We start from the raw sequence: 11,080 nt of genomic DNA, 5'->3' as shown, positions 1-11,080 counted from the left end.
TTCCTGGCTCTAATTTCTGAGAGATTACTTTACCTGTTTTATCTGTTCGTAATGTCTCTACTTTTTTACCATCTTTGTACACTTCAAATTCTGCATCTGATAATACTTTCGTTTTGTCTTGAGCATCTACTTTCACAATTTCAAATTGACCTGTTACTTTTTCGGGGATCTTTTTATTCACCACATCTATAGTTACTATTTTATGAGCCTCTACATCAACAGAAACTGAACTAGATGATAATTCATATCCTTTCGGTGCTTCAATTTCTTTTAATGTATATGTTCCAACTGGAAGTTGTTTTGATAAAGCTTCACCTTTATCATCTGTAATAATTGTTTCGACAACGTTCCCATCTTTATCTATAACATCAAATTTTGCACCTGGTAGAAGTTGACCAGATTCACTATCTTTTTTCAATAATTTAAATTGACCATTTTCTACTTTTTTCGTATTCTTCATAACAAATTCAATTATGTTTGTATTATCAATTGTTACTTTTACTGGTGTATCAACTTTTATATATCCTTCTGGTGCACTAATTTCTTTTACAAAATAATCACCAAATGGTAAATCTTTAACTTCCGCAATACCCTTTTCGTTTGTTGTAACAGTAGCCACAACATTATTATCTTTGTCTATAACATCAAATTTTGCGTCTTTTAAAACAATGTTTTCATCGTTTTCATCAACTTTTTTAATCTGTAAATTTCCTTTTTCAGCTGCCGGCTTTTTCCACTTTGGCCAGTTAAATTTAAAATTATGAACCTCAAATCCATCTCTTTGGTGTAATCCACCAACAAAGGCTTGTCCGTTAATAGATCCACCCTTTGTCTCTACAACTGCATTAGGCGCAAATACACTTCCTACTACACCATATCCTTTAGTTGTTATCTTTTTAGCATTAGGGAACACCCAAATGACTTTACTAGCTAACTCAGTAAAAAAGGAATTAGGGTCATATGCTTGAGATGTATTAACTAATGTGAACCCGCCCTTATCTGTTGTATCATACAGGATTGCACCGCCACCAAAATTAACTTCTTCTGCATCTGAATGAATAACAATAAAATCTTTGTTATTTACATTTGGAAGATAAACATCCTTTACATTGAATGGTTCTTGCCCTTTTAATCCTGAAGAAACGTAAATATTAGAATTCTTTACATCTTCACCGATTCCAAAGGTCATACCCGGTTTTGGTTTATCAGTATGTAATTGACCCGCATCCTCAATTACACTATTAATGTCTTTTCTAAACTCTTTAAATTTAGCATCAATCTCTGCTTGCTCTTTATAAGAGATACGGTCATATGATGATTTCATTGCACCTTCTGGGTCACCATCTTTTGTCATAGCCACTGTTCCATCTTGAATAATTACTTGCCCTGCTCCCGCTTTCGTAAATTGGCCACCTAGTAATAATGATGGATATCCTTCATCTACCCAAGTTGCTCCAGCTAAGTTGTTTGCTCCCGTTGCCGCCGCTACAACTGTATAACTTGATGCATTCATATTTTTTTGAACAGCCATCGCACCCTCAATATCCGCACTCGTTGCACTATGATCTCCAAAAATGATTGCATTGTAATAAGATACATCACCTAAACCTTTTAATTCTGTTGTAGCTGCCTCTGCTTTATACGGTAAATGGATTAAAAAATTCATACATACTAGTAATACAACTATAAAACTACTACTTAATTTTTTTATTTTTTGATTAAATGATTTCCTCAAGAAATTCATTCCCCCTTTTAAACTTCCTAAAACCAAACAAAAAGCATCTTTCATATGTACCAAACCTTACTCACAATAACTTAAAATCATCCATTTAAATAAAAACAAGGAACCTACAACTGCTTAATAAAATTACTACAATTCATTTTTGAAATAATACGTAAACGAAACTAACATGCGGAAGTATTTTTTGCATATGGAGCTCAACAACATTAACCTGGAGAATATTTCATATGGTGTAACTATTTTGGCAACATCATTCACTCTACAATAGTTTCTCAGAGTATTCAAGTGAATTGTATAGATTTCATACACAATTCATAATTTAAAACGTTTTCATTCCTTTTAATACGTTCAACAAAAAAACGTAGCCCAAAAGCTACGTTTTTCTATCATCGTTTCGGTGTATTTTTATGATTCTTCAAAAACGGAAGCGGGAATTGTTTGCGGAAATGTTCTTTAATCATATACTCTACGCCGTTCTCACTATTTGAACGTGTAATCCAGTCGGCTGCTTGTTTTACCTCTACAGGCGCGTTCCCCATCGCTACCCCGAGACCCACATTTTCAATGATCTCTAAATCTTCCATGCTATCTCCAATGGCAACCATTTCGTTTAGCGAAATATTCAAATGCTCTCCAAGCAATTGTAATCCGCGTAATTTTGATACATTTTGCGGCAAAATTTCTATTCGTTTTGAATCACACTCAATGTACTCTATATCTTGAAACGCTTTTCTTAATGTATTTAGCCCTCTTTCTTTTTCACCTTTCGTTTGGAAAAGAACATCAATTTTTGGCGCCGCTACTGGATGATCACGAAGCGCATCACCTAACGAATCTACAAATTGAACTGGATAAAATAACGGATCAGCACTTGATAACACAGTACGCGCAATTAAATTTGGTGTATTTCTCTCACGATTTCCAATTGAAAACCGTTCATGAGAAATGCGGACGTTACAATCAAAGTGTTCTAACACTTGCACAATATTAAACGTCTTCTCTTCCGATAATCTTCTTTGAACGTACGGTTTATCTAACGTTGCTGAAACGAAAGCACCGCCGTGTGTCACTAATATAGAATCTAATTTTAACGCCTTTGCTACTTTATGAGCGGACTGAAAATTTCGGCTCGTAAATAATGTAACGTATACGTCTTTTCTTTTCACAAAGTCAATTGTTTCTCGTAGCCCTTTTGCAATTTTTCCATTGTTGTATAGTAGTGTCCCATCTATGTTAAGAGCTAGTAAGCGATAAATCATGTCGCACTCCCCCTCTTCGCTGTTGTACTCTATCCATAATTTATGAAATAAATGTAGCAAATAGAACGAGTTAGAATTTCTACTGAAAATTTGGTTTACTATATACATATACACTCAGTAAAGGAGATAGTACAATGCAGGCACCTCCTTCCTTTTATGAAGGCGATACGTTAGAAGTCGCAAAAAAATTACTCGGACAGAAACTTGTTCATATTGTAGACGGAATAAAGCGAAGTGGAATCATTGTTGAAGTAGAAGCATACAAAGGTCCCGATGATAAAGCAGCACATAGTTACGGAGGTAGACGAACGGACCGTACAGAAGTCATGTTTGGTGCACCGGGACATGCTTACGTATATTTGATTTATGGTATGTATCATTGTTTTAACGTCATTACAGCGCCAGTTGGTACCCCACAAGGAGTGCTCATTCGAGCCCTGGAACCGGTAGACGGGATTGAAGAAATAAAACTAGCGCGCTACAACAAAACCGACATTACAAAGGCGCAGTATAAAAATTTAACGAACGGACCTGGCAAACTATGCCGTGCACTCGGAATTACTTTAGAAGAACGAGGCGTCTCATTACAAAGTGACACATTACATATTGAACTCGTCCGAGAAGAAGAACACATATCATCACAATATAAAATAACAGCAGGTCCTCGTATTAATATCGACTATGCAGAAGAAGCTGTACATTATCCGTGGCGTTTTTATTATGAGGGACATCCGTTTGTTTCAAAGAAATAAACATATGTAAAGGGAGAGACTATGAGGGGTAAACCTGAACTAAAAATAGAATTAGAAAAAGTATATAAAACGAAGAAAAATCCAAATGGAATGTTTGTAGCAAGAATACTACAAATTCCAAAAGAAGAAGATAAACTAGACTTTGTTCTTATTTTGCAAAATAGAAAAACGAAAAATATTATTTATAACAAAATTTTAGTAACAACAGACAACGATTATTATTCTTTCCGACTAGCTCGTGGGAATATTAAATGGCCCTCCTTATATACTGTTACCGTATGGGATGGACTTGGGCATCAATTAGTAGAAGTATCAGCCTTAACTGGTAAAGAGAACTATTCTATTTCTGATGAGCATTGTTCCACATATCGGGAGTAACCCAAAATAAAAGAGAAGCCGAATCGGCTTCTCTTTTTACTCCGCACCTTCCGCAGTCGCAATATTATCCTCTAAGTTTTCTCTTGATAATTCAGCCGCCATAAAGTCAGCTGTTTCTGGAAGTGCTAAATGCATATGAGCTTTTTGACAAATTTGGATTGTACAGTTTTCAACAACATAGTCGAAAACATGTCCGCCTCCGCTTCTTTCATCATCAATGTAATGTAAATGGAATCCAGCTACACCAATACCTTGCGCATAATCTGGCGTCCAAAATCCAGCAAGCGTACCTTCTGTATTTTCAAATGAGAAGATTGGTTGTGATTTCGTCACTTCAACGAGCGGTGTATACGGTTTTTCTTGTTTTGGAACAGTTCTCGTTCTTACTTCGCGGAACATACCATCCATTCGAATACCGTAAAATAAGTTTTTACTCGGCATTAATTCATGTAATAATGCTTCCACTTCTTCTCGATTCATCGGACGCTCTATCGTATAACTCATTTCTTTTTCAAAAAACGTTACAGTCGCAAACGGTGTTGTTTCTTCTGGCTCTACTTTTTCTGCTGAACCGTCTGAACGTAAATGATAAAATTCGTTATCAAACGCAATCATTTCACCATCTAATTGATCAAATGTGCCGATACCGAAATCACCATGTTCTTTTAGTTCCTCAAAGCTAATCACACCATCATATATACCATCTAATAGCGCAAGCATTGTAGATGTTTGATATACTTCGTTACTCATTTTCGTTCTTTTTGCATCAATATCAATTAATTGCGCAACCGTCATCTCAAATCTGCCTCCATTAGTTTAATTGATTTGGTAATAATTTTTCGCTTAATTTAATGTTGTCACGGTAATCGATTGGAATATCAATAATGACAGGGCCGTCTGCTGCTAGTGCTTCTTTTAATACACCTTCTAATTCATCAGGCGTGTTAACACGAAGACCTAACGCCCCGAAACTTTCCGCATATTTCACAAGATCAACATCGCCAAACTCTGTAGCGGATGTTCTGCCGTATTTCATCATTTGTTGGAATGCAACCATATCATATGTGCCGTCTCTCCAAACAAGATGGACGATTGGAGAATTTAAACGTACCGCCGTTTCTAACTCCATCGCTGAGAATAAGAAACCACCGTCACCTGATACCGAAACTACTTTTTTACCTGGTTCTACTAAAGTAGCAGCAATTGCCCAAGGAAGTGCAACACCTAACGTCTGCATACCGTTACTAAATAATAATCTACGTGGTTCATAAGAACGGAAACATCTCGCCATCCAAATAGAATGGGAACCGATGTCACATGTAACGGTTGTGTCGTCACTAATTAAAGAACGAAGTGTACGAATGACTTGAAGTGGATGCGTAACACCTTCTGAAGGACGATTTGGAATTTCTGCTTGTTCTGATAATTTCTCGCGTAATTGTTCTAACACCGCTTCTGATTTCGTACTTAATACAAGTCTCGGTAATTTCTCCGCGATGCTATTTACAGTTAAAGCGATATCACCAATTAATTCACGCTCTGGTTGGTAATCATGGTCGATATCTGCTTGATGGTCATCAAGATGAATAATCGTTCTGTCTCCAAGTTTATTCCAGAATTTCGGATCATACTCAATTGGGTCATAACCGATAGAAATAACAAGGTCTGCTTCTTCTAGTAAAATATCACCTGGTTGGTTACGGAATAGTCCAACGCGGCCGAAGAAATGATCTTCTAACTCACGTGAAATCGCACCAGCTGCTTGATATGTTTCAACGACAGGAAGTTCTGTATCCGCAATTAATTCACGAACGGCTTTCGTCACTTCATTTGTGCTTGCTCTCATACCGAGTAAAATAACCGGTAATTTCGCTGCTTTTATTTTTTCTACTACGTATGTAATATCATGTGTGGGAGCGATTCCAAGCTGTGGCTTAGAAAGCGCACCGATAGACTCTACAGTCGTTTCCGCGGTCATAACGTCTTGCGGCAGACTTACTAGAGTAGCTCCTGGATTTGTGGAAGTCGCGCTTCGGAATGCATTTGATAATGCTTCTGGCACATTATCAGGATGCTCTACTTCTACGCTATATTTTGTGATTGGTTCGAATAGTGCAGCATTATCCATAGATTGGTGCGTACGTTTTAATCGATCTGTACGTGGAACAGCACCAGCTAAAGCAACAACGGGATCACTCTCCGCATTCGCAGTAACAAGACCTGTCGCTAAATTTGATGTCCCTGGTCCTGAAGTTACAAGACATACGCCCGGTTTTCCTGTTAATCTACCAATCGCAGCTGCCATAAATGCTGCATTTTGTTCATGACGACAAACAATTAACTCTGGTCCTCTTTCTTGCAGTACATCAAATACAGAGTCAATCTTTGCTCCTGGAATACCGAAAACATGTGTAACACCTTGTTTAATTAAACAATCAACAACAAGATCTGCTCCTTTTGTTTTTGTCTTCACGTCGTTTGCTTTTACACCTGTACTCAAACTAATCATTCCTTTGTTTCATAATTTGTGTAATAAAGATTTTTAATTTCACCTGGTTAATTAACGTGGTGAATTATCATTTATCATTATATTACAAATGCATTATTTTTCCAAGAATATGAATATGATATTATTTTGACAACCACTATTGAATCCGCTTACAACCCTTTATTTATCCTAAAATAATATTTTTAAATCTCCTCGAAAAAAGCTGAAAAAACTTCCATCGCATCATAGTATTTTTAAAATAACAGTACCTTGCAAAGAACACTACTAAATGATATATTTGTAAATAATGGAATACCCATTATTTGTAATTCACAACCCCCTTTTCAAAAGATACGATTCTCAGCTTTCATTCATCATTCTATAAAGGAAAGTGATTATTATGAACAAAAGTGAATTTTTAGAACAACTTAGTTCTTCCCTGCGAAATATGCCTAATGAAGAAAAGAAAGATATTATTTTAGAGTACGAAACTCATTTTATTAGTGGTAAACAAGACGGAAAATGTGAAGAAGAAATTGCTAGAAAACTAGGAAACCCTAAAACGATCGCGAAAGAACTGAATGTTTCCTATGCAATAAGCAATGCTGACAAGAAACGCAACTTCAAAAATATGATAACTGCACTATTTTCTGTTATGAGCTTAAGTGTTTTAAATTTTGCCTTTATCTTTATCGCCTTTTTCGTACTACTCTTTTTATTACCGATTATTCTAGCACTTATCATTGCTACTCCAGTATTAATCATTTCACCTATTTTATTAATAGGGTTAGGATTTTTTAAAGGGTTTCATCAAATTAGTTACTCCGATGTTTATAATGTGTTTATCGCTTTTTGCGTCGGTTTACTCATATCCGTCATAAGTTATCAAATGATCAAACATCTATATGCACTTTTAGTAAAGTATTTGAAATGGAATATAGCTATTTTACAAAGACACTAATGCAAAAGGAGATTAAGATGAAAAAGTATATTTTATACCCACTCATGTCACTTACAATTTTATTGCTACCAGCTTGTTCACATGATACACAATCTAATGAAGCAAATGATACACAATATAATAAATTAGACGATGTACAATCTATTAAAGATGTTACAGTTAAAATTCCAGAAACGATATTCACTTCCTCAAAGAAAAATGAAATGATTAATGAAGACGAGATGAAACAAAATATAAAAACTTATTTAGATTACAGCGGGGAGTTATACGAAAACATCGTTCCACTTTCGTCAGCCATGTCTGACGAGAAGGTTACTGAATCCGACCGAGAGAAATTACAAAAACTAATAGATTTAGCTCAACAAAACGATGCGAACTTCCATCATTTTATTAGTAACAATACGATTCCTGCTGATTACAAACAGCCTTCGAAGGAAATTCATGATTACATTTCATCGTCTACGGCACTTTCAGTAGAACTAGAGCAAGAATTAGACAAACTCGCTGAAGATGGCAACTTGTTCAAGACTGATTTTTCTTTTACAAAACGCTTTGAGAAAGTGAATGGTAGGAAGCAAAAAGAAATTGAAAAGTTTTTGAAGGAGAAGGAGATTGAGACGGAGTATTTCCACAAATAACAAACAAAAAAGACGCCCATCCAAGGGGCGTCTTCTCTCATTACGCTTGTTGTTGCGCGCTATATAACTCTTCAAGTGGCTTCATGATAATTTTGTTAACGTCGCCGATTACAACGTTTAGGCGTTGCTCAGTTTCCATTAACTTTGTGATTTTAGCATCTTGTTGAATGCGAGCTACAACTTCTTGTGCTTGTTGGTTGTCTTCTTCAGTGATTTCTTGGCCTTGCATCATTTTTTGTTGTAGGCTAAGTTGCATTGTACGGAACTCATCGAATAAGTTCTTTGAAGCAGCATCAGCTTGAACTGCTGCGTAGCTCTCTTTTAACGTTTTGAAGTCATCGTTTTCAGCGATTGCTTTTTGTAATTCATATGCTACATCATGAATGTTTTTTGTCATTTTATTTTTCCTCCTTTAGAAGGCTAGCGCTTATCATACGCACTGCCTTTTACGTGCATTTACATACGCACCTCTTCTTACCATATCAAACTATGCAAGAGATGTGAAGAAATTTCACTTTTATTTGTATGTACATATCTTATTATTTAAGAAACAACAGTAATAATCCTTGCACAATTCCAATCATACCGCCTAATAAGGCACCTAAATACGTAATCATTTTTAGTTCATTTTTTGTAATGGACAGCACTAAATCTTCTAGTCTCTCCGTTGAAAATGTAGATACCTCTTGCTGGACAATTTCCGCCAAGTGGAGCTTATTTAGTATACTTTCTACGTTTTTTGCTCCCCACTTCAAGACTTTCGTTACTGCACTCGGGACTACCTTTTCTATCATTGTTTCTCGAACCGGTTCACATACTTGCTGCACAGATTGATTTAAAAACTTACTCACTGTTTCCTCCACTTTAACTGCAGACAATATGGAGCTTACAATCATTTCTTTTTCTACAAACGTTTCTACTTCTTTTACATCTCTTCCTTTTAACTTTTCCCACTCTTTTTGCAGTACATCAGTTAAAAGCTGCTTTGTGCCATCTTGCCCTAAAAACTTAATGACTTCTGGCTGCACACGATCCACTACACTTACATTCCCTAAAAACATTCCGACTAAATTAAGCAATGTCCCGCGAGAAGCAAAGAAATCATCAATCATTTTTGAAAGACGTGTTTTCCCTTCTTCACTCTCAAAAAACTGAGTTGCTCGCCCTAAAATAAATGCCGAAACATTTGGAATCGCACTCTCTATTTTCTCGTGAACAGAATGAGGTAAAGCTTGTTCCCATGTATATGTATAGTACTCTTCTAAAAATGCCTGAATCTTTTCTGTAATTACCTGTTCGATTTTCTCAGTTACTTCTTTTTCTACATGCGCTACGTTCCATTTTTCTAACATATTTCGCAGTGATTGTTCATTCGTCATTACTTTATCCACTTCTACTTGTGCCCAGTGGATTAAACCTTTTTGAAACTCTTCATTCGTTAACTTCTTTCCGATTCCTTCCGGCGTTAACAAATGCTCTACAACCATTTTCCCTAATTGAACAGCAAGCTCATCACGGCGCTTCGGAATTAATCCTGGTGTAAATGGCACTTGAAACTTCCCAATATACATAGGGCGATGAGGACGAAATAACATTTTTATTGCTAAATGATTTGTGAACCCTCCAATAATTGCTCCGAGCCCTGTCGTCGTTAACATACTTAACCATATATTCATTACAATCAACCTTTCGCTTCTCCAAAACTATAGCATATCATCATACGGACAAAAGTATAATGGTATAAAAACGTATTTGCAATATATAGCTTCGCCTATTATGTCAACATTTTGTTAGTAAAGGAGTGATTTCGTTGGTTCTCGGTATTTTAACTTCTCAGCCTCATTATGAGCAAGCGTATTACACCGAAATCGCTAAACGCGCTCGGCTTTATCATAATGTCGTTGCACAGTTTACGCCATTTTGTATTGATCCTAAAACAGATCTTATTTCTGGTCTGATTTATGATACAGATACAGGAAAATGGAAAGAGCAAACATTCCCTATTCCTTCTTATATATATGATCGTTCTTCTTTTAACGAGGAAACGGACTTCGACAAGGCAAAATCAATTATTCACTCACTACACAACCGTCCTTCCACTACCTTTTTAAATAACACACTCATTGACTTAAGCGAACTACATGATGTATTTCTCACGAATAAAAAATTATCACCTTATATACCAAAATTTGAAATAGCAACGATACACAACGTTTTCAAACTGTTATTAAAAACAAAAGATATTATTATACGTCCTACTAACGCACATTCCAATGAAAGTCTGTACCGGATCGTTTATAAAAATAAAACATTTCATATTGATACGATAAATGATGCCTATCATATTTCTACTCCCATTAAACGGACCGATGAATTTATTTCTTGGTACAAATCTAATATACGATCAGCACGTTACATCACCCATATAATGCTGCAACCACCAAATCAATTAACATACCCGCTCCATATTCGGACCATTTTACAAAAAAATAAAGAACAGAAGTGGAACGTTATCGGTCAGTTTATACAAAAAAGTTCATTTCCGAATCAACTTTTACTTTCGGTAACCGATGATTCCTCTCTGCATGCATTTTCAAAAATTAAATACGTACTATCTAGTACCGGTGTACAATTATTACAGGACGCTTTACAAGACATTATAAATGAAGTATTTCAAACACTAGATCAATCTTATTCTTCGTTATTCGAGCTAGAGCTTTCCACTATTATGGATCAAAAAGGGGCAATTTGGCTTATGTATGTCAACACGATTCCCCCGTACGAACATTACATTCGCCATAGTGATCCATTAGCCGAAAAAATATATCACGGACCATTACAATTTAGTCGCTTTACACCATAA

General features: G+C 35.9%; 11 protein-coding genes. 5 read left to right on the top strand and 6 right to left on the bottom strand.

Features of this window, described 5'->3' with window-relative positions; all coding sequences use genetic code 11:
- Together MR083_RS11260 and MR083_RS11255 are read right to left on the bottom strand one after the other, a co-directional pair.
- On the bottom strand, window positions 1–1,744 hold a 1,744-nt coding region (locus MR083_RS11260), incomplete at its 3' end, for an MSCRAMM family protein (protein ID WP_242269281.1).
- A 383-nt stretch (window positions 1,745–2,127) separates the two neighbouring features.
- On the bottom strand, window positions 2,128–3,000 hold the full coding sequence (locus MR083_RS11255; RefSeq protein WP_242269279.1) for a Cof-type HAD-IIB family hydrolase: 873 nt from the start codon (window positions 2,998–3,000) through the stop codon (window positions 2,128–2,130).
- 134 nt (window positions 3,001–3,134) lie between these two features.
- On the opposite strand from MR083_RS11255, the gene MR083_RS11250 reads away from it, so the two are divergent.
- Complete coding sequence (locus tag MR083_RS11250) at window positions 3,135–3,752, top strand: DNA-3-methyladenine glycosylase (RefSeq protein ID WP_001148789.1); 618 nt, start codon at window positions 3,135–3,137, stop codon at window positions 3,750–3,752.
- Between the two features lie 21 nt (window positions 3,753–3,773).
- Window positions 3,774–4,130: a hypothetical protein gene (locus MR083_RS11245; RefSeq protein WP_242269278.1), complete on the top strand. Its 357-nt coding sequence runs from the start codon at window positions 3,774–3,776 to the stop codon at window positions 4,128–4,130.
- 36 nt (window positions 4,131–4,166) lie between these two features.
- On the opposite strand, the gene alsD is transcribed toward MR083_RS11245, so the two are convergent.
- Both alsD and alsS read right to left on the bottom strand, forming a co-directional pair.
- Window positions 4,167–4,925, bottom strand: coding sequence for an alpha-acetolactate decarboxylase (gene alsD, locus MR083_RS11240; protein ID WP_000215033.1), 759 nt, complete (start codon window positions 4,923–4,925; stop codon window positions 4,167–4,169).
- Between the two features lie 16 nt (window positions 4,926–4,941).
- Complete coding sequence (gene alsS / locus MR083_RS11235) at window positions 4,942–6,630, bottom strand: acetolactate synthase AlsS (protein ID WP_000103516.1); 1,689 nt, start codon at window positions 6,628–6,630, stop codon at window positions 4,942–4,944.
- 388 nt (window positions 6,631–7,018) lie between these two features.
- Between alsS and MR083_RS11230 the strand changes: the two genes are divergently transcribed.
- Complete coding sequence (locus MR083_RS11230) at window positions 7,019–7,579, top strand: DUF1700 domain-containing protein (RefSeq protein ID WP_242269275.1); 561 nt, start codon at window positions 7,019–7,021, stop codon at window positions 7,577–7,579.
- Window positions 7,580–7,596: 17 nt separating this feature from the next.
- Entirely contained in the window at window positions 7,597–8,217 is a 621-nt protein-coding gene (locus MR083_RS11225; RefSeq protein WP_242269274.1) for an NDxxF motif lipoprotein, read from the top strand.
- Window positions 8,218–8,257: 40 nt separating this feature from the next.
- On the opposite strand, the gene MR083_RS11220 is transcribed toward MR083_RS11225, so the two are convergent.
- The gene (locus MR083_RS11220) at window positions 8,258–8,614 is read right to left on the bottom strand and encodes a YlbF/YmcA family competence regulator (RefSeq protein ID WP_000164605.1); all 357 of its coding nucleotides are present in this window, start codon (window positions 8,612–8,614) and stop codon (window positions 8,258–8,260) included.
- 142 nt (window positions 8,615–8,756) lie between these two features.
- Window positions 8,757–9,893 (bottom strand): DUF445 domain-containing protein, encoded by a 1,137-nt coding sequence (locus MR083_RS11215; protein ID WP_116733330.1) that lies wholly within the window; start codon window positions 9,891–9,893, stop codon window positions 8,757–8,759.
- A gap of 134 nt (window positions 9,894–10,027) precedes the next feature.
- On the opposite strand from MR083_RS11215, the gene MR083_RS11210 reads away from it, so the two are divergent.
- Complete coding sequence (locus MR083_RS11210) at window positions 10,028–11,080, top strand: YheC/YheD family protein (protein ID WP_242269273.1); 1,053 nt, start codon at window positions 10,028–10,030, stop codon at window positions 11,078–11,080.

It is taken from the genome of Bacillus cereus group sp. BfR-BA-01408 (assembly GCF_022663305.1).
Lineage (GTDB): Bacteria > Bacillota > Bacilli > Bacillales > Bacillaceae_G > Bacillus_A > Bacillus_A pacificus.
The sequence above is the reverse complement of the archived record's forward strand: the minus strand, read 5'-3'. Positions and strand labels throughout refer to the sequence as shown.

Coding starts and splice junctions, on each gene's coding strand:
- MR083_RS11255 (WP_242269279.1), bottom strand. CDS start 3,000: ATGATTTATCGCTTACTAGCTCTTAACATAGATGGGACACTACTATAC.
- MR083_RS11250 (WP_001148789.1), top strand. CDS start 3,135: ATGCAGGCACCTCCTTCCTTTTATGAAGGCGATACGTTAGAAGTCGCA.
- MR083_RS11245 (WP_242269278.1), top strand. CDS start 3,774: ATGAGGGGTAAACCTGAACTAAAAATAGAATTAGAAAAAGTATATAAA.
- alsD (WP_000215033.1), bottom strand. CDS start 4,925: ATGACGGTTGCGCAATTAATTGATATTGATGCAAAAAGAACGAAAATG.
- MR083_RS11230 (WP_242269275.1), top strand. CDS start 7,019: ATGAACAAAAGTGAATTTTTAGAACAACTTAGTTCTTCCCTGCGAAAT.
- MR083_RS11225 (WP_242269274.1), top strand. CDS start 7,597: ATGAAAAAGTATATTTTATACCCACTCATGTCACTTACAATTTTATTG.
- MR083_RS11220 (WP_000164605.1), bottom strand. CDS start 8,614: ATGACAAAAAACATTCATGATGTAGCATATGAATTACAAAAAGCAATC.
- MR083_RS11215 (WP_116733330.1), bottom strand. CDS start 9,893: ATGAATATATGGTTAAGTATGTTAACGACGACAGGGCTCGGAGCAATT.